This window comes from Massilia brevitalea, assembly GCF_030711405.1.
GTDB lineage: Bacteria > Pseudomonadota > Gammaproteobacteria > Burkholderiales > Burkholderiaceae_D > Telluria > Telluria brevitalea.
On the sequence record NZ_JAULSI010000011.1, the window covers coordinates 1 to 19,579 of the forward strand.

The window sequence follows — 19,579 nt, forward strand, 5'->3', positions numbered from 1 at the left end:
TTCATGGACGACTGGCAAGTGCTCGGAGTTTTTCAACACAATAGGTCGGTAGCGGACGTTCGCAGCGGCAGCAAGGACATTAGGATGGCGACCGTGTTCGCAACTGAATTGATGCCATGACCCAAACAATCCTTCCTGAAGACCTTTGGTCGCTTATATCCGCTCATCTTCCCGATCACTCTCGGTCTCCAAAAGGCCGACGGCCGCGCATCGATAACCGAGCCGCCCTAACTGGAATCCCGTTCGTCCTTAGGACCGGATACCGTGGGAGTATCTGCCGCGTGAGCTCTGCTGCGGCAGCGGCATGACATGCTGGCGTTGCCTTTCATGAATGATGCAGGCAGGCGTTTGGCAGCATGTTCATGAAGCGGTCTTGCGCCGGCTCCGTGAACACGACCAGATCCTGTGGGATCGAGCGAGCATTGACGCTGCTAGCATACCTGCGCCTTTCGGAGGTGAGCATACAGGCCGAAACCCGACTGATCGAGGCAAACTCGGCTGAAAACATCACGTGGTTGTAGATCAGCGTGGACTGCCTTTGGTTGCCTGTATCTCAGGCGCACAAGTGCATGACTCTCATCTCCTCGTTCCCTTAATCGACACGATCCCGGCTGTTGGAGGCCTGTCAGGTCGAGCTCGAAAACGTCTAGGGAAGCGGCATGCCGATAGATCCTACGCTTCGCGAGCACATCGAACACGGCTGCGTAGGCAAGGCATCGCAGCAAGGACAGCGCGCTACGGTGCGGAATCGCGGGAAAGGCTGGGTCGCTGGAGACGGGTGGTGAAGCGATCGCTGGATTGGCTCCACCGATGTCGCCGACTTCGCATCCGTAACGAGCGCCGAGCCGACATTCACCAAGCTTTCCTTTCGTTAGCTTGCACGCTCATCTGCTGGAGGTACGTCGAGAGGTTTTGTTAGGCGTTCTTAGTCATTTCAGCCACCACAGCGACGACAACCGCTTCTATCGGGCATTTTTCTTTGTAAGGGCATACAGCTACTCTTGCCCTGAAGCGGCTCCACCCGTTATTTTAGTTTAAAGGCGCACTCGAGTAGGCTCTGACCAAAATCCATGCACATCGCCACGCTGTCGTAAGACGGCTGAAATATGCTTCCGGTCACGAAAAAGATAGCAGCTAACCCAAGCGCCCCAAGGTGAACACGATCTTGTGGTCGGTTACGTCGGTTGTACCACGCAGCGGCACATCGGACGTAAAAATTTGCGTACATAACGAACGCACCGAAAATCGCAGCAATAAACGAGAGTTTTCCTAACGCAAATCCCACAAGCACCAGAAAGTTGTTCTGCAGCAATTCTAGCGTAATGGTCACACTTGCACAATGTTCTTCATGCACACAGCTACGCAGCAAGCACTGCGGATACAGAGGGTGTGAACAGTGACTGAACCTCCCTCTTTCGATCCAAAGAACAAACGGTGTCACCCTCGACTAGAGGAAAGTTGGCTATCGAACCATAGACCCTGCTAGAACAACTGGATACACTGAGCTGTTCACACCGTTTGCTATAGGTTTTTAGCGGTTGTTCACTATTGCAGAGGAACGTATGTATCAAGAACTGTATGCCGATATCTCTCAAGCTTGTTGTGCGATCACTGTTTTTGAAGACGACGAAGTGGTGAGTGAGGGTACAGGCTTCACCATCAATGCGGAAGGACAGATCCTTACAGCTGCCCATGTCGCTCTTGGACAGTGGCCTGTGGATTTGAAGAAGTACGCCGATCGAAACACGAAAATTATTGCGAAGCTTCCAGGAATACCCGAATACGAATGTCAGCTTGCAATCGCCGGTCTCGAGATTCGCGTCACCGCATTTAGCAAGCCAATTTGGATTGATTTCGCCGCACTTGTTCCATCGAACGCTCTGCCAGCTCCTGTCCCATTCTTAAGATCTAGGATATTGTCGCCTAAGCTTGGTGAGGAAGTGTTCGTAGCAGGCTACTCGGAAGAACTCGAAATCCCGTTTGGTGTTGATAAACTGCTGCGACGTGATGTTCCCGGCGCTGCCGATTTTTACAAAGCCATGTCGAGGGGCTATTTGGCTGACATGACCGGACCCTTGATTAAGCGGGGTGTTATAGGCAACTCCCACGGCGTTTACGCTCAAGACTCAGCATCTGGAAGGACAATATCGTGCGAGATCATATTCATCGACAATGGAATGAACCCCGGTGCTAGCGGCGGTCCGGTCGTCAATAGCGAAGGCGAAGCAATTGGCATTATAACTAAGCGGGCAATAACATCTGCAGCGCAGGGCGCGGATCCTAGCTTGGCTATTCCATCGGGATGCACTATTGCTATTTCCCTACATCCGCTCTTAGCTGCTAGCCGCGACACTCCGTAATCATCACGTAATTTCATTCGGGTCGTGAACGTAGCTTTGGCCGTCTACGATACCTTCGGCCAAAATCATAATGCCAGATGAGCAAAGCTCATGGACGTTGCTGAGCCCTGTGTTATTCCGCACGGGAAAGCTCAGGGAAAGCATCGTTATCCATGAGCGTCGCTTACAGCAATTTTCTGTGAAGCTAAACTAAGCGCTAGGGGCACAACATGAGTAAAAACGCAAAACTAAGGTCTCGGAGCTCACGGCAAGCTATTGCTATCTTAGCCCTAAGCGACGTGAAGCTGAGCCAGTTTGGATTCGACGTGCTCACAAGAATTGAGGTGGGCTTGCTTACTTACGCGGAAGGCAAAGCAGAGATTTTAGAGCGGGCACGAGCTAAGTTGATGCAGTAAGCGCTGCTGCATTCCTCGGACGATCAATAGCTAAATCACCCGAAATGATTTGGAGAAAAGCTTAAAAAAATGGCTCAAGAAAATATTTACTTCCAATGCGGACGTTACTGAAGCATTGCTCAGGCGGTTTACGGAATACCGCCGAAGTCGATTCGTTTCTTGACCGATACGTCCGGGAAGGCTGGATATTAGAAACTAGATTACCCATCCGATCTAATTTTGAACGCAGAAACTACGAAAATGTTGCCAAGCTTATATTGCCCGAATATGTCGCTATGAACTTGCGGGGACGTTACAAAGTAGATGTCGCCAATCCAGTTTTTCATTGCCCGGACGATACGCTAGTTGAGAAACGCATCGCAAATCAATTTTTATACCTTCACAATCTTGCCACTCAGTCGCAAACCAACGAGAACTCCTCAAACGAATAGTCCTGTTTTTACCACTTAACATATACTCCCTTCGGCGGATGCATCGTAATTGACCTGCATAGGGAATGAGCGTAATGTATGTGGATTCCATCGCATACAAGGGATGTCAGATAAGTGGATGCATTATGCACCTTCTTTTATGACAGTCCTGACTGCGTTGCTGACACGTATGCGTTTCAGGGGATGGAGGAATCTTGTCTATTGACACGCAAGACGATAATTTTGAAGTGCCCGGTGACTTTCCCAAGCCTGTGCACTTGGGTGCAGTCGGAGGTGCTCAGCCTAAATTTTTAGCAGTTATGTATCAAGGTAGATTTTATGAGCCTGGTGCGACTCCACCTGAAGTTTATGAGCGCTGGCTTATGTGCAATGATTTGGCTGAACAGTTAGCTAAGAAATCTTTGCTATCCAAAGCAGGGAAAAGAGCTCACATGTCGGAAGCTGAAATATTAGAACAATATTTTATCCGCTTACTCGCCACAAATTGGACAAGCAACGAGGAGGCGCGCTGGATCATTAACAAGGTTGCGTCAGAACTAGATTGGCAAATTTGTTTTTGAGGAGAAAATGGTGACAAATCCCCCCAGTGCGTCCCGCTCGCAAAATTACGCTATTCGTGGTTCAGCAACGAAAACTACAGACTTTTTGGTGCGATTTAGTGGAATGCTTGCTCCGCGCAATGAAATTTCGGAGCGCAAGAGAAGGAAGCTTAACCATAATTTGAGTAATTTACCAGACGGGTCATTTGAACGTTCACCTATAGATCTCGAACTAGTAATTCGTCGCGCTAAATTGGGAGAACTTGGCTCCACTGAAGTTCGCCAGAATCAGATTTGGTGAGGATTGTAAAGTATGGATCCTAATTGCTTTGCGCTTAGTGTCCTTTTCGCTTTTTATGCAACGCTTTCTTCCCTGGAGTTGCGTTCGATAGCGTTAGTGAATACGCCCTTCCTCATTAATCTTATCTCTTGATCTAATTCGTGGAGTAGGAATGAATTTAGTGTTTCTCGATACAGAGTTCACCAACTTCAACAATCCTGAGCTTATTAGTATCGGCCTTGCATCATCTGACAGCGCGAATTTCTATGCTGAGGTAGACTACGTCGCGTCCTCATGCAGCGAGTTTGTTCACAAGGTAGTAGTTCCGCTTCTTTCGTGCAATAGTCAAATTTCAACCGAACATTTACGTGATAAGGTCTTGAGATGGTTCGATTCAATTCGAGGTACCAGTCCGATCGTCATCTGTTATGACTCTGATTATGACCGAATTTTGTTTCTAAGGTTATTCGACAATAATCTGCCAAATTTCCTGATCCTTCGGAGCATTGGCTACCGCCATATCAATGGAGTGAAGCGTGCCGATTTTTACTTGAGCAACAACTTAGATGAGCACCATGCTCTAAATGACGCGATGGCGTTGCGTTACGCCTTCACAGGTTGGACTCGAACTGTTCGGTGACAGGTCTGCGCAGCGAACCTTAGCGTTGTCACTTCTTGGAAAAGATAAATAATAGGTACTTTTGGTTGACAAGATGATATGAGTAAGAGGTGAACCAAACCAATCAATGGTTGTTGACAGCCTAGAGTTCTAGAGTGCATTATTCTGGACAAGTTGCTCGGCGCGACAGAATTTCTTCGTGCCGAGTTATCAAATTAACCTCTCGTCGATAGTTCCCAATTGCAACATCTACATACCTTCGAAACGAAAGAAGAGGCCGAAGAGGCTCTAGTAAAATTATCGGGATCGAAGCGATTGGCTAGTGATCGAGACGGTACTGAAGTCATATATAAATTGTTTGGTGAGTTGACCTGGAGAAATCTCTACGCTTTGGGCCTGCATAATCTTCCTGAGTTGAAAAGCATCCTATCGCACCGGGACTCTGGAGGCGCCTATAATGAGAACCGACACCGCGAAATTATGGCCGCACTCGAAAACATTTCGCGAGTGCTCGGGCTGAGAATTCCTACACATTGGCAATGAAAGCTGACGTACAAGTGTAAGTATATTCCCAAATTCGAAATGGGTAGCACCGGCCGCGATTCGAGCCGGGCGCGTAAGAAGGCCTATTAAGAGCGGCTAACAAACCTGCTTATCGCGCAGGCGGAACATTATTAAGCTGCGAATTACTCCCACTCCCGATATGAATTGTTTGGAAAGCTGCGCCCCTGGCGGAGACCCGCCAGGGGCGCAGCAGCCATCGGTTCGGCGCTCGGTTGCACAACTTTAGCTTTATGCCCTTTCGATCCCTCGTAGTCGTCACTCATCTTCTCGGCGCAGACGCAGCTAGCATCGAAGTTCTCGTTCAGCCCCATGTGCTCAATGATGTGGAAGTAGCGGATCTTGTCAGCGCAGCCAACTCGATGTCCAGCCAGAAGTGGGCTTGGGGCGATTCCTACTACCGCAGACGCCAGGCGAGCAGAGAAACCGGCACAACCGCCTACCGCCGTCGCACTCCTTGCTGTCGTTGCGCTCCCCCTCCCCGAGGGAGCCCATCGCCTGCATGGCCGGTAGGCAGAGGTCGCCCGGTACGTGACGACTGTGCAGTTGGCTTGCCGCAACAGGCAATCAGGCTCATCGTTGCGGAGGATTATGTCGCATTTAGGTGTTGGCCTAGGGTTTGCGGCTAGTGTGATCGGCTCTGTCTTCACAAATCACCCTTATTAGGTTGACGCCCCAGCGATCCATTCCCGATACCTTAGGAGCCATCGCATCTTTAGGCAACGGATATAAATATCATTTTGCGTTGATGGACATATCTCAGTGCAACTTATATACTTCCGGCAACAATCCACGTTATTACTACCTAAACTGCTTGAGCCGCGCAGGATGCCAACTGAAAAGCTTGCTGAACTAACCCAACCACAACGCGATCGACTCGCGTTTGTGGAGTTGCGCGTGCGTTTCATTGGGGAAATCCGTCGCCAGGACTTGGTCACGCGGTTTGGTATCCAATCCGCCGCCGCATCAAGGGACCTAGCGCTGTACAAGGAGCTGGCTCTCGGTAACATCGACTATGACTCCAGAGGCAAGTCCTACGTCCTCGGAGCGAATTTTCGGCCGGTATTCGACTTCCCCCCAGAGCGAGTGCTTTCGTGGCTGACCCAGGGGTTTGGCGATGGCGAACCGATGCGGTTAAAGGCGTGGGTGGCCAGCGAGAGTCCATCTCGGCTCACCCACCCGGATCTGGACATTCTTGCAAGTGTGACACGGGCGATTCATCAAGAATGTCCGCTGGGTATCGAGTACCACTCCATCTCCAGTGGCCGCACCGAGCGGGAGATCGTCCCTTTCGCTCTGATCGACGACGGCCTGCGCTGGCACGTTCGCGCGTTCGACCGGAAGTCGCAAGAGTTCCGGGATTTCGTCATTAGCCGGATCAAGTGCCCAGTGATGCGCAAAGGACAGCCAGTGGCACCCCACGAGACTAGCGTTCAAGACATTCAGTGGACTCGGATCGTCGAGCTTGAGCTGGTACCGCATCCTGATCAACCCCGGCCAGAGATCACCGAAATGGATTACGGAATGCGTGATGGCGTGCTGCAGATGAAGCTGCGCGCCGCCACAGCCGGGTACATCCTGCGCAGGTGGAGCGTGGACTGTTCGCCCGACCACAGCCTGCATAGCCTCGAATATCGCTTGTGGCTACGCGACCCGCTAGCGCTCTATGGCGTCAAGAACGCTCAGCTGGCACCTGGATACCGTGTCCCTGATCAGCTTCGGCCTGAAGCCGGCTTGAACTGACGGAGGTGATTTGTGGTTGAAAAACTAGACCAAATGGTCGATGAAATCGGCGCGCTTCACAGCAAACTCCTGTTGATTGTCGGGACAAACCATGGCGGCAAAACTGCACTTATACGGGCGCTGGCTACAAAGCGTTCAATTACACCGCTCAATGTCAGTGCGGAATTGGCCGCCCGGTTGGCAGCACTTCCCCCCAAACAACGACGTCTTCAAGCAGTCAGTATTTTGCGGGAACTGGCAGACCAGCGTGCCAAAGGGGATTTGCTGCTCTTGGACAACCTCGAAGTGTTGTTCGACAAAACCCTGCAGCTTGACCCTCTAGACCTGCTTAAGCGGCATGCACATTCACGTCGTGTCATCGCAATTTGGCCTGGTGAACTGAACAATAGTCACCTGATATACGCCAATATGGGACACCCAGAACACCAGGACTACAGCCTTGATGGCGTGGTTCCTTTCGAAATTTAGTAAAAAATTAAAGAGAAACGCATGCGCTACGGAGATCTTATTCAGTTCGAGCCGATTGAATCGGTCATTCAACTGCTCGACGCCAACCGCCCCGACGAAGGTAAAAAATTGGTCGGCACCTACGTCATTTCCGACGACATGGCTGAGCGGATTGCCACTCAGATGATCCCGCAGCTCTCGTTCGATGACTCGGTCGACCATAAGGGCGTTCTAGTGGTTGGCAACTACGGTACCGGTAAGTCGCACTTGATGTCTGTCCTATCTTTAGTCGCCGAGGACGCTACCTACCTCCCCTTGGTTCGCCACCCTAAAGTAGCCGAAGCTGCGCAATCGATCGCTGGCAAATTCAAGGTGCATCGGATTGAGATCTCCAGCCAGATGTCCTTGCGGGACATCGTGACGCAACAGCTTGAGACGTTCCTTGATCAAAACGGCGTCAGCTTCTCGTTCCCACCGGCTGACAAGGTCGTGAACAACAAAGCCTCGTTTGAAGAAATGATGGCCGCCTTCGCCGAGGTACACCCCAACCACGGTGTGCTGCTGGTGGTAGATGAGTTCTTGGAATACCTGCGCTCTCGCAAAGACCACGATCTGGTGCTGGATCTGTCTTTCCTGCGCGAGATTGGCGAAGTCACAAAGCACTTGCGGTTCCGTTTCGTGGCCGGCGTCCAGGAAGCTATCTTCGACAGCTCACGATTCCAGCATGTGGCAGACAGCCTGCGTCGGGTGAAAGACCGCTTCACCCAGATCCTGTTGGCTCGCCAGGACGTGAGTTTCGTTGTGGCCGAACGCCTGCTCAAAAAGAGTGCGGATCAACAGGACAAGATTCGCAATTACCTCACCAAGTTTGCCAAGTTCTACAGTTCCATGAATGAACGGATGGACGAATTCGTCCGTCTGTTCCCGGTCCATCCGGAGTACATCGGCACGTTTGAACGTCTGGTTTTCACAGAAAAACGTGGCGCTCTGGTCACTCTGCGCGACCAAATCCAAGCCATTCTCAACACCGACGTCCCCGAAGACCGGCCCGGAATGATCGGTTACGACAAGTTTTGGGAAACCGTCACCTCCAACGGCGTCCTCAAGGCTGACCCGAACATTGGCCCGGTCTGGAAGGTCTCCGAAGTTCTGACCGAACGTGTTCAGAAAGCCTTTACCCGCCCCGGCTACAAGGCCATGGCCTTGCGGGTTATCAGCGGTTTGTCGGTGCATCGTTTAACCACGGGTGGCGACATTTACGTTCCGATTGGTCCGACCGCCATTGAGCTGCGCGACTCCCTGTGCCTGTATCAACCAGGTATCGAAGAGATGGGTGGCGACCCGGCAGAGGATCTGCTCACGGCCGTTCACACCACTATGCGGGAAATCGTCAAAACGGTGAATGGCCAGTTCATCTCCAAGGCAGCCGACACCGAGCAGTTTTACCTCGACCTAAAAAAGGACGTCGACTACGACGCCCAGATCGAAAAGCGTGCTGACGCGCTTTCTGACGATGCGCTGGACCGCGCCTATTACAGCGCCATCAAACAGTTGATGGAGCGCACTGACGAGAGCACGTATGTGACCGGCCACCAGATCTGGCAGTACCAGATCGAATGGCAGGACAAGCAGATGGAACGTAATGGTTACCTGTTCTTCGGAGCCCCAAACGATCGCCCGACTGCTCAACCCGAGCGTGACTTCTACATTTACTTCATCCAACCGTTCGAGCCACCTCGGTTCCGTGACGAGAGCAAATCCGACGAAGTGTTCTTGCGCTTTAAGGGGCTAGATGAAACCATCCGCCGTCACCTAGCCATTTACGCTGCGGCTATGGATCTTGAATCCACCGCCAGCGGTGGCGCGAAGAACATCTACCTCGACAAGGCCAAGACTGCGCTGAAGGATATGAGCAAGTGGCTGCAAGAGCATCAGATGTCCGCGTATGAGCTTACCTACCAAGGCAAGACAAAGACACTGCTGGACTGGTCCAAGGGCGTCTCTATGCGTGACAAGCTGCGTCTGGGCGCAGCCGACAAGGCTAACTTCCGAGACATCGTAAACGTGATCTCGGGGATCGCGCTGAACGCGCACTTTAGTGAAGTGGCGCCGGAATACCCCAAGTTCTCTACCCTTGTCACCGAAGGCAACCGCAAAAATCTGGTGTTGAGCGTACTGAAGGCCTTTGCGGGGGGCGCACGCACCAAGGATGCCACGGCCATCCTGGACGCACTGGAGATGATGGACGGTGACAAGATCGAGCCTGGCCGGTCTCGCTACACGCAGGAAGTCCTTACCCGCCTCAAAGCCAAAGGCCATGGCCAAGTGCTCAACCGCAGCGAACTGCTAAATGGGCAGACAGACGTCGAATACTTCCACCCCCTAAAATTCCGCCTGGAGCCTGATCTGTTTGTCGCTGTGTTGGGCGGCATGATCTACTCTGGCGACATCGTCCTGGCCATTACCGGCGACAAGATTGACTCTGGCAAAATTAATCTGTTGGGTGAACGCACTCTCGATGAACTCAAGCAGTTCAAGCACATCGAGGCCCCAAAGGAGATCAACGTCACTGTCCTCAAGTCGCTGTTTGAGCTGCTGGGACTGACGCCCGGACTTGCTCAACTGGCAACGCAAGGTTCTGAGGAACCGGTCAAGCAACTCCTCGATGCCGTCTCCAAACTGGTCGCACGTGTCCTAACTGCCAATACCGACTTGCAGAACAAACTGACGTTCTGGGGCAAACCGCTGCTGACCGAAACGGAACTGGCGGATTGGCGCGGTCGACTTGAAGCGCTCAAGACATTCACCGAAGGTCTGACGCCCTACAACACGGTCGGCAAACTCAAAAACTTGCGCATTGGGTCGGATGATATCCAGGCACAGAAGAAGAACCTTGAAATCCTGGCATCCGTTGAAAAATTGGACGAGCTAATCGCCGAGCTTGGCGGTACAGCGAACTACTTGTCGCAAGCCGAACTAGTGCTCACCAACGGCCACACTTGGGTGAAACAAGCCCAGGATGCGCGCAAAATCATTCTCGACAAGCTGTCTGCCAACCTGCATGTCGCACACGCAACCGAATACAAGCTGGCGCTGAGCCAACTCAAAAAAGAGTACATCAACGCCTATATTGCCCAGCACAGCAAGGCACGACTGGGGATGGCGGAAGAAACCTCCAAGACCTCTCTGCGCCGTGATCCTCGGCTAGTATCCATGCGGGCGCTGGCCGGCATTGCCTTGATGCCTACGAGCCAACTGACGGCTTTTGACGACAAGTTGGACAAGCTCAAGAGCTGCGCATCACTGGTGGAGTCCGATCTCAACGCCAGTTCGTTCTGCCCACACTGTAACTTCCGTCCGGCCAACGAACAGGGTGACTTCGTGCCGGCCGCCAACGTCCTGAAATACATGGATGAGGAGCTGGACCGTCTGCTGGCCAGCTGGGAGCAGACGCTGCTCGACAACCTGGATGACCCAATCATCCAAACCAATTTTGAATTGTTGAAGCCTTCCGCTCGTGAACTGATCCAGCAATTCATCGGCTCGAAAAAGCTGCCAGACCCGGTTCCGCCCGACTTTGTCGCTGCGATTTCAGAAGCTCTCTCGGGTCTAGAAAAGATCAACGTCAGCACCGACGACATCCGGACGGCTTTGTTGCATGGTGGGTCACCCGCTACGCCAGAGGATCTGCGCAAACGCTTCGAGGCCTTACTCAACGATCGGTGCAAGGGCAAGGAAGCAACCAAGCTGCGCTTTGTGGTGGAGTGAAGACGAGTTCCAACTACGCACGCCAACAACAAAAGCAATGTTAAGGACATCAAAGAATGAATGATTTGCTGCACAGCCAGACCGGCACGGGCTCACAGCCAGTGGAATGCCTCGGCTTGAAATTCCCATCCGACCAGGCAAGGCGCGAACACTTCCTGAAGTTGTTGGCAGAGAAGCTGAAAGACCCCGCATTCCGCAAGATCGAGGGATTTCCGCAGGGTACGGACGAGGCCATCCTTGCGATTTCGGACCCGCCCTACTACACAGCTTGTCCGAACCCTTTCCTCGAAGACTTTGTGCGCCACTACGGCAAGCCTTACGACTCGAGCGTGGAGTACAGCCGTGAGCCGCAGACCATCGATGTTTCAGTCGGCAAAACCGACCCGCTCTACAAGGCGCACTCTTATCACACCAAGGTTCCACACCTTGCGATCGTTCCATCGATCCTGCACTACACCGAACCGGGTGACATCGTTCTGGATGGATTTGGTGGCTCTGGCATGACCGGTGTTGCGGCTCAGTGGTGTGGATCTGCCCCCTCAGTCTATCGGCATGAACTGGAAATCCAATGGAAGAAGCAAGGCAAAGCCGCACCGAAATGGGGGGCACGCCGCGTCATCCTTAACGACCTGTCTCCTGCTGCCACGTTCATCGCAGCCAACTACAACTTGCCATTTAATGTGGAGACCTTTGCGAAGGAAGGCAAGAAGCTACTTAACGAAGTCGCGCAGGAGCTCGGCTGGATGTACGAGACACTTCACAAAGACGGAAAGACAAAAGGGCGCATCGAATACACCGTTTGGAGCCAAATTTATAGCTGCCCAGAGTGCGCAGGTGAAGTCAATTTCATTGATGAAGCTCTTGATGAGGAAAGTAAGCGGGTCAAAGATTCTTTTCCCTGCCCACACTGTGGTGCCGAACTCACGAAGCAAAAGATGGAGCGACTATTCGCTTCGACAGTCGATTCCGCAACGGGGAAAACCCTTCAAACGCCTAAGCGTCAGCCCTCACTGATTATTTATTCGGTCGAAGGTAGCCGGCACCAAAAGTCTCCCGACGAGCACGACATTCACGTGCTCAATCGGATCAGTTCGCTGGAGTGTCCGACTGATGTTCCGAAAATGCAGATTCCACCGATGCATATGACGCATGAGCGAGCACGGATGGACTACTCCGGAATAACGCACATCCACCACTTTTTCCTGCCACGCGCGCTCCATGCGATGGCAGCATTGTGGAGGAAGGCGTCTTCTCAACCAGATGCACGAGTTAGGGAAATGCTCCTGTTTTTTGTCGAACAGGCGCTTTGGACGGCTTCTCTGCTCAACAGATACAGACCTACCGGATTTTCTCAAGTCAATCAGTACATGACGGGCGTTTATTACGTTGCATCACAGCATGCAGAGTGCAGCCCGTGGTACATCCTCGATGGAAAGCTTGGGAGACTCGCAAAGACCTTCCAAGCATTCGGTGCGCGTCAAGCAGGTGCTGGTATCACCACCGGTTCAGTTGCCTCGTTGCCTCTGGCTGCAGGATCGATCGATTACATCTTTACCGATCCACCCTTCGGCGAAAACATCTACTATGCCGATCTAAATTTTCTCGTGGAGTCATGGCATCGTGTAATCACCGATGCACAGCCTGAAGCAATTGTTGATCGCTTCAAGAAGAAGGGGCTTCCCGAGTATCAACAATTGATGCAGCGCTGCTTTACGGAGTATTACCGCGTTCTTAAGCCGGGACGCTGGATGACTGTGGTTTTCTCCAACAGCAAGGCAGCAGTCTGGAATGCCATTCAAGTAGCATTGCAACAAGCTGGGTTTGTGGTGGCTGAGGTAACGGCGCTCGACAAGGTGCAAGGCAGTTACCGTCAAGTTACCTCTGCTACTGCTGTGAAGCAGGATTTGGTGATCTCTGCCTACAAGCCTAATGGAGGATTGGAAGACAGATTCAACCGCGACGGTCCCACTGTGGATTCCGCATGGGACTTTGTACAGACGCACTTGAAGCAGTTGCCAGCAGTCAAGGTGACCTCTGGTTATCCCCAGGAACTGCTAAACATCGTTGAACGTGACCCTCGTCGGATCTACGATCGCATGGCGTCTTGGTTTATCCGCCATGGCGAAATGGTGCCAATCTCAACACCAGAGTTTTTGGCCGGGCTTCCTGTCCGCTTCCGCGAAATGGACGGCATGGTGTTTATGCCGGATCAACTCGTCGAATACGAAAAAGCGCGCTCGCGTATTCCTCAGGTAAAGCAGGCAGAGTTGTTCGTTTCTGATGAGCGCAGTGCCATCGACTGGCTAACCAGCTTCCTGCTCAAACGCCCATCAACTCGGTCGGAGATTCACCCCGAGTACATCCCCCTAATCGGATCGGCCAAGCGTAAGGGCGAAATTATTCCGGAGTTAGACCAGTTGCTGGAAGATAACTTTTTGCGCTACGACGGTATAGATGAGGTGCCAAGTCAGATCCACAGCTACCTCTCGACCAATCATAAGGATCTTCGCAGTCTCGACAAGTCTAACCTAGCGCTTGTAGCCAAGGCAAAAGACCGCTGGTATGTACCCGACCCCAACAAGGCACAAGACTTGGAGAAGAAACGCGACAAAGCATTGCTGAAGGAATTTGAAGCCTACCAAGCATCCACGGGTCGAAAGCTGAAGGAATTTCGTCTGGAAGTTCTACGAGCCGGGTTCAAGGCCGCGTGGGGAGCGAAGAACTACAAGGCGATCATCAAAATCGCTCACAAGATCCCGGAAGAAGCGCTTCAGGAAGATGAAAAGCTCTTGCTCTGGTATGACCAGGCACTGACACGCACGGAGGCAGGTGCTTAATGAGCCAGGCAGGTCAAGGCCAGGTTATGCATGAGCTAGGGGCATGGTGCTGGAACATCCGCCACGCCACCCCTTGCCGCGTTGTAGACCGGCAGGAGATGTGGGGAAAAACCACTTACCGCGTCTGGCTGCCTGCCAAAGACGCGGTTGTGCGTGCTCGGGCTCAGGACCTAACCCACTTTGAAGGTCTACAGACCTCCGTTGGGGATATCCTCCACACGGCTGCTGCGGCCAAACTGCAGGATGCCTTGGAAGATAACCTGCTGCTGGCCCCCATCCAGTCCAGCGTGGTTCCCTTGCCTCACCAGCTCTACGCCCTCAATCGGGCAATGAGCCGCGATCGCATCCGTTACTTACTTGCAGATGAAGTGGGTCTGGGCAAGACCATCGAAGCCGGATTGATTCTGCGCGAGTTGAAATTGCGCGGTATGGCTTGCCGCATCTTGGTTGTCGCCCCGAAAGGCTTAGTGCGCCAGTGGCAGGCTGAAATGAGCCTGCATTTTGGGGAAAAGTTTCAGTACATCGACCCAGCTGAATTGGCAGCCTTCCGACAGTGGCGCAACGACGAGGAAAACCTCTGGCGCATGCACGACCAGGTAATCTGTTCCCTCGACTCGGTCAAGCCGATTGAAGGTCGGCGAGGCTGGAGTCTTGAGCAACTCAACAACTACAACCGGGAGCGCTTTGAGGATTTGATCTCTGCCTCCTGGGATCTGGTCATCATCGACGAATCTCATCGCATGGGAGGCAGCACTGACCAGGTGGCCCGGTACAAGCTGGGTGCTGCGTTGGCAGAAGCTGCGCCTTACCTGCTGCTATTGTCGGCCACGCCTCACCAAGGCAAAACGGATCAATTTCTGCGACTGATGCAGCTGATCGATCGCGAGTCATTCCCTGATGAAAGTAGCATCAGCCGCGATCGCGTTCAACCCTTCGTCATCCGCACGGAAAAGCGCGCCTCCATTAATGCCGAGGGACAACCGCTGTTCAAGCCCCGCCTTACGCGCTTGCATACTGTTGCTTGGCAAGCTCGCCACGTTGCGCAACAGCGGCTCTATGAGGCGGTCACCGATTATGTTCGCCACGGCTACAACCAAGCGCTGGCTGCCAAGCAAAGGCACATTGGCTTTCTGATGATCCTGATGCAGCGGCTGGTGACCTCAAGCACTGCTGCCATTCGGACCACGTTAGAAAAGCGCCAAGCTCTGCTGGATGCCCCGCAACCACAAGTGTCGCTGTTCGAGGCAACTGACCTGGATGAATGGGCTGACCTCGACGGCCAAACTCAGGTCGACATCGCCGTGCATTCCTTTGGTTGGGCACAGGAAAAAGCAGAAGTCGACATTCTTCTGGACTTGGCCAGAGCCACCGAGAGCCAGGGAACTGACGCGAAGGCGGAAGCCTTGCTGGAGTTGATTTACAAGCTGCAGCAGGAAGAAAGCAATCCCAATCTCAAGGTGTTGATCTTCACTGAGTTCGTGCCAACCCAGGCAATGCTGGCCGACTTCCTAGGAAGTCGGGGATTTTCGGTCGCACTGCTGAATGGAAGCATGGATCTCGACACTCGGGCCAAGGCGCAGCAGACCTTCTCACGCGATGTGCGTGTGTTGATTTCGACGGATGCTGGCGGTGAAGGTTTGAACCTCCAGTTCTGCCACGTCATCGTCAACTTCGACATGCCTTGGAACCCGATGCGTCTGGAACAGCGCATTGGCCGTGTCGACCGTATCGGCCAGAAGCATGTGGTGCGCGCCATCAACTTCGTGCTCGAAGACACTGTCGAGCATCGCGTCCGCCAGGTACTTGAAGAAAAGCTGGAGGTCATTGCGCAGGAATTTGGTGTCGACAAGGCTTCAGACGTGATGGATTCGGTCGAGTCTGAACCCCTCTTTGACGAGTTGTTCGTGCATGGCCTCCAAAACCCTGACTCGATCGAGCAGGAATGCGATGCCGTGATCAGCCAAGTCCGAGACAAGGTGGCCGATTCAAGGAAGAACATCGACCTGCTCTCGGACGCTCACGCCTTGGATGCCGAAGATGCGCGTAAATGGCGCGATCACCCGGCGCAGTTCTGGCTTGAACGAGCTATCACCATGGGCTTGGCGTCTCGCGGTGGCAGTGCCACCAAGGAGGGTGATGCATGGCGCGTGAAGTGGGCGGACGGAAGTGAGTCTACCCAGATCTGCTTCGACGCACGCATAGCAGAAAACAACCCCGAGCTAGAATGGGTGACTTTGGAAGATCGACGCGCTCGTGCGGTCATCAGTGAGCTCCCTCGTTGCGTGGCTGGCCAGCCCCTACCAATTGTGACGATCACCGGGCTGCCAGCCAGCATTACCGGCGTGTGGTCACTTTGGGAAATCAGTCTGTCGGCCGAGGGCTTCAGTAGAAAGCGCTTTTTGCCGGTGTTCGCCACAGATGACGGTCGGACATTTGTGCCGACTGCGAAGCGCATTTGGGATTTGCTGCTCACAGAAAACGTCGAGATTACCGGCTCGTCCTGTACCGAGGATGCGCTGATGTGGTTTGAGACATCCATAGCAGCGGCCAAGACTCACGGAGAACGGCTGTTCAGCGATCTCCTTGATGAGCACCGCAGCAAATTGAAAGACGAACGGGAGCGGGCTGAGTACGCATATGAGTCTCGGTACCAAGCAATCGGCCGCATTGGTCTGCCGGCGGTGAGAGAGCATCGTCGGAAACGCCTGAAAGCAGAGGTTCAGGTTCGATTGGCGGCTTTAGATGAGGCAGACGCCAGCGTACCCGATCTCAATGCCGTCCTGATGGTCCGTGTGGGACCGACGATAAGCTCAAGGAGGACTGCATGAGTTTGTGGATTGAACGCATCCTGAAAGAGTTTCCGGCCGAACTGTCGCGTTTATGGATTGCTGCTGATCCTGATGATGTTTTACTGGATGAGCGAGTGCTGGCAGGTCTAAGGGATCGCGGATTTGAGGTTTTTCCTTTCCTTGACGCGGTCGTGTTCCGTGCCGAGTACGAGCAACGCTACCGCCACGCGTGGGACCAAGGACAGGACGGGCCGGCAAAATCGCTGGTCTTGCACTTGCGCAGCAACAACACTAGCGATCTGCCCTGGGATTATTTGAAGCAGGCTAGACGGGTCAGCCTTAGTCTTGCCAACCTATTTCCAAAGCTGAATTACCCTGTAGTGCGCGCGCTGGGTGCCGAATACCACGAGGCTCTGTTTGCTGCCCAGATCAAGCATGCGTCTCAAATGCTGGGTGGCGACGCAACTAAAGAATTTGTACTGACCCACATTTTTAAGATCAGTCCGCACCTCGTCTCGCGCTCTGAGGAGTTGTGGAATGTGCTGTTGAAGCTACACTACCGGGATGCAAGTTTGCCCATCCTGCTCGCAGACTATGTGGCACAGGTTCTGGATGAAAACCCGGAATTCTCCGGACTGCCAATCAGCGAGCTTTTCTCCTCTAAGAGCACGCTACTCAGGATGGTACAGGTTGCATGGTTCCGCTACCTCAAGAAACTTGGTGTAAGTGGTACGTGGACGGGCGAACCTGAGGTCCGAGGAATCGTTGCAAAGGTTGAGGTACCGTTTGAGCACCTTGACGTGAGAGTCATTGTTGATTCAATGTTCCTGGATGGTCTGCTGCACCCAGTCGCTGTACAAGGCATCCCAGCGCATATTCCAGACTGGGCGAAAACAGGTGTCGTTCAAGACCCTTTATCGCTACGCAACCTGGTTGAGGAAGGGATCAAGGGTATCCACCAGTCCCTTGATGCGGTGCAGACCCACCGAGACTGGTCCAACTTGTCTCGCCGGCTCGGAGAAGTGATCGCACGGTTTCACACCTTGGACTCTGTTCGTGCCGAGGGGTTAAAAGGCTCGATCGCCACGCTGCAGGAGATAGTGGATGATCGATTGCTGGCGTGGGTCAAAAAGCACTACGGAGACTTGCCATCACTACCAGCCGCTAAAGCGCCAGTGATGGTTCATCGGATTCCCCACTTCTTGTCGATGCGTAGGAATGCAGGGGAAAGCAAGATCGCTCTTCTTGTGTTCGATGGTCTTGCCGTAGACCAGTGGGTGCAGATCCGCGAGTCCCTGGCCAAACGCGCTCCATATCTGGGATTTGAGGAAAACACATGCTTTGCCTGGCTGCCAACCATCACGTCGGTTTCACGACAAGCGATTTTCTCTGGACTGCGCCCACGCGAGTTTGCCTCCTCGATCGAGACCACCTCCTCGGAACCCACCCAATGGTCGCGTTTCTGGCAAAACGAAGGCCTTAAAGCCAACGAAGTTCTGTACCGGAAAAGCATCCAAAGCAATGCAGACCTGCAGAACCTCGATACGGCATTGTCTGCGCCGCAGCTTAAAGTGGCCGGCATCGTCGTGGACACTGTCGACGGAATTGTTCATAGCGCCTTCCTCGGGAAGCGAGGCGCGTCCAAACTCATCGAGGACTGGTGTGACACAGGCTTTGTTGAAAAGCTGTTTCAGCTACTGATCGACAAAGGCTTCAGCATTTATCTGACGGCCGACCATGGCAACGTCGAAGCTACGGGCCAGGGCAAACCTAACCAAGGGATCGCGGCTGAGATGCGTAGCGAGCGAGTACGGACGTACCGGGTAAAGGAGACGCTAGAACAGGTAAGTGCATCTAACCCCAATACATATCGCTTTGACATCGCCGGGCTACCTGCTGATTTCATAACCCTATACGCAGGTGGGCGCACTGCTTTCACACAACTCGGAGTCCAAGCCGTTGTACATGGCGGCATCTCAGTTGAAGAGTTGATTGTGCCTTTTGTCAAAGTAATGAGAGTGAGTGAAACCGAATGATTCAATCAGCCCCACAAATCGGGTTTGATCGCTACATCCAGCTGGACTGGATGGCCATGGCGATCAAAGTCCGCGCCGGGTTGGCAACCCTTGACGACCTCGAGACACTGCTGGACAGCGCCGGCCTGGGAAAGGAAGCCAAATCAAAAACCAGGACAAAACTGAATGCTTTGGCCATTGAACCTCGTAATGAACTTGTCGCCTTTATTGATCGAGGCGTGGAGATCTTCAGCCCTCAAGATGATTGCGCAATGACTGCTGTTTTTGCGTGGGGATCAGCTATCGCTTCTTACCCGTATTTCGGCAAGGTAGCCGAATTCTCTGGCAGGCTTACAGCAATTCAAGGTGACTGCTCAGTGTCGGAAATTCATCGTCGCATGAGCGAAGTGTATGGCGACCGGGAGGTTACAAAGCGAGCAACCCAGGCTGTCATCCAAACACAAGCCAATTGGGGCGCCATCGAACGGGTTGAGAATGGCAAGCGCCTTAATCGACCTCCCCAAAGGAAAGTCTCAGACGAGAAAGTGATTAGATGGCTTGTTGAGGCAGCGCTGCGCTTCATGGGCAAAGCCATGCCTGTTACTAGCTTGCCAACCATGGCCGTGATCTACCCCTTCCAGATCGACCAGTCACTTCCCTACGTGCTGTCTAAAAGCGACAACATCGAATTGAGAGCGGAAGGGCCCAGCAATCAGTTTGCAGCGTTACGCAGTTAAACGCTTCCAGGAAAACGATAAATGGCTGGCCGAAATGAGCTTGTCAATGCCGGAGCAG

10 protein-coding genes and 1 pseudogene are annotated in these 19,579 nt (G+C 53.1%); all 11 read left to right on the plus strand.

All coding sequences use genetic code 11. The features are described from left to right. The first annotated feature begins 116 nt into the window (after positions 1-116). Positions 117-919, plus strand: a pseudogene (locus QWL29_RS08695) (IS5 family transposase). 643 nt (positions 920-1,562) lie between these two features. After that, positions 1,563-2,360: a trypsin-like peptidase domain-containing protein gene (locus tag QWL29_RS08700; RefSeq protein WP_305822494.1), complete on the plus strand. Its 798-nt coding sequence runs from the start codon at positions 1,563-1,565 to the stop codon at positions 2,358-2,360. Positions 2,361-3,380: 1,020 nt separating this feature from the next. Next, the gene (locus tag QWL29_RS08705) at positions 3,381-3,746 is read left to right on the plus strand and encodes a hypothetical protein (protein ID WP_305822495.1); all 366 of its coding nucleotides are present in this window, start codon (positions 3,381-3,383) and stop codon (positions 3,744-3,746) included. Positions 3,747-4,177: 431 nt separating this feature from the next. Beyond that, positions 4,178-4,645: a 3'-5' exonuclease family protein gene (locus QWL29_RS08710; protein WP_305822496.1), complete on the plus strand. Its 468-nt coding sequence runs from the start codon at positions 4,178-4,180 to the stop codon at positions 4,643-4,645. A gap of 1,368 nt (positions 4,646-6,013) precedes the next feature. Then, positions 6,014-6,928, plus strand: a complete 915-nt coding sequence (locus tag QWL29_RS08715) for a helix-turn-helix transcriptional regulator (RefSeq protein WP_305822497.1) — start codon at positions 6,014-6,016, stop codon at positions 6,926-6,928. A gap of 12 nt (positions 6,929-6,940) precedes the next feature. Next, complete coding sequence (gene brxF, locus QWL29_RS08720; protein ID WP_305822498.1) at positions 6,941-7,396, plus strand: BREX-3 system P-loop-containing protein BrxF; 456 nt, start codon at positions 6,941-6,943, stop codon at positions 7,394-7,396. Positions 7,397-7,417: 21 nt separating this feature from the next. Beyond that, positions 7,418-11,143, plus strand: coding sequence for a DUF6079 family protein (locus QWL29_RS08725; protein ID WP_305822499.1), 3,726 nt, complete (start codon positions 7,418-7,420; stop codon positions 11,141-11,143). 56 nt (positions 11,144-11,199) lie between these two features. After that, positions 11,200-13,980, plus strand: a complete 2,781-nt coding sequence (locus QWL29_RS08730; RefSeq protein WP_305822500.1) for a DNA methyltransferase — start codon at positions 11,200-11,202, stop codon at positions 13,978-13,980. Beyond that, positions 13,980-16,808: a helicase-related protein gene (locus QWL29_RS08735; RefSeq protein ID WP_305822501.1), complete on the plus strand. Its 2,829-nt coding sequence runs from the start codon at positions 13,980-13,982 to the stop codon at positions 16,806-16,808. Before QWL29_RS08730 ends, QWL29_RS08735 begins: the two co-directional genes overlap by 1 nt. Then, positions 16,805-18,805 (plus strand): BREX-3 system phosphatase PglZ, encoded by a 2,001-nt coding sequence (gene pglZ, locus QWL29_RS08740; RefSeq protein ID WP_305822502.1) that lies wholly within the window; start codon positions 16,805-16,807, stop codon positions 18,803-18,805. Before QWL29_RS08735 ends, pglZ begins: the two co-directional genes overlap by 4 nt. Beyond that, the gene (locus tag QWL29_RS08745; protein ID WP_305822503.1) at positions 18,802-19,521 is read left to right on the plus strand and encodes a hypothetical protein; all 720 of its coding nucleotides are present in this window, start codon (positions 18,802-18,804) and stop codon (positions 19,519-19,521) included. The genes pglZ and QWL29_RS08745 overlap by 4 nt, the downstream gene beginning before the upstream one ends. The last annotated feature ends 58 nt before the right edge of the window (positions 19,522-19,579 follow it).

Bases quoted from the DNA above. Each gene is read 5' to 3' on its own strand.
- QWL29_RS08745 (WP_305822503.1), top strand. From the start codon at position 18,802: ATGATTCAATCAGCCCCACAAATCGGGTTTGATCGCTACATCCAGCTG.
- QWL29_RS08730 (WP_305822500.1), top strand. From the start codon at position 11,200: ATGAATGATTTGCTGCACAGCCAGACCGGCACGGGCTCACAGCCAGTG.
- QWL29_RS08715 (WP_305822497.1), top strand. From the start codon at position 6,014: ATGCCAACTGAAAAGCTTGCTGAACTAACCCAACCACAACGCGATCGA.
- pglZ (WP_305822502.1), top strand. From the start codon at position 16,805: ATGAGTTTGTGGATTGAACGCATCCTGAAAGAGTTTCCGGCCGAACTG.
- QWL29_RS08710 (WP_305822496.1), top strand. From the start codon at position 4,178: ATGAATTTAGTGTTTCTCGATACAGAGTTCACCAACTTCAACAATCCT.
- QWL29_RS08725 (WP_305822499.1), top strand. From the start codon at position 7,418: ATGCGCTACGGAGATCTTATTCAGTTCGAGCCGATTGAATCGGTCATT.
- QWL29_RS08735 (WP_305822501.1), top strand. From the start codon at position 13,980: ATGAGCCAGGCAGGTCAAGGCCAGGTTATGCATGAGCTAGGGGCATGG.
- QWL29_RS08700 (WP_305822494.1), top strand. From the start codon at position 1,563: ATGTATCAAGAACTGTATGCCGATATCTCTCAAGCTTGTTGTGCGATC.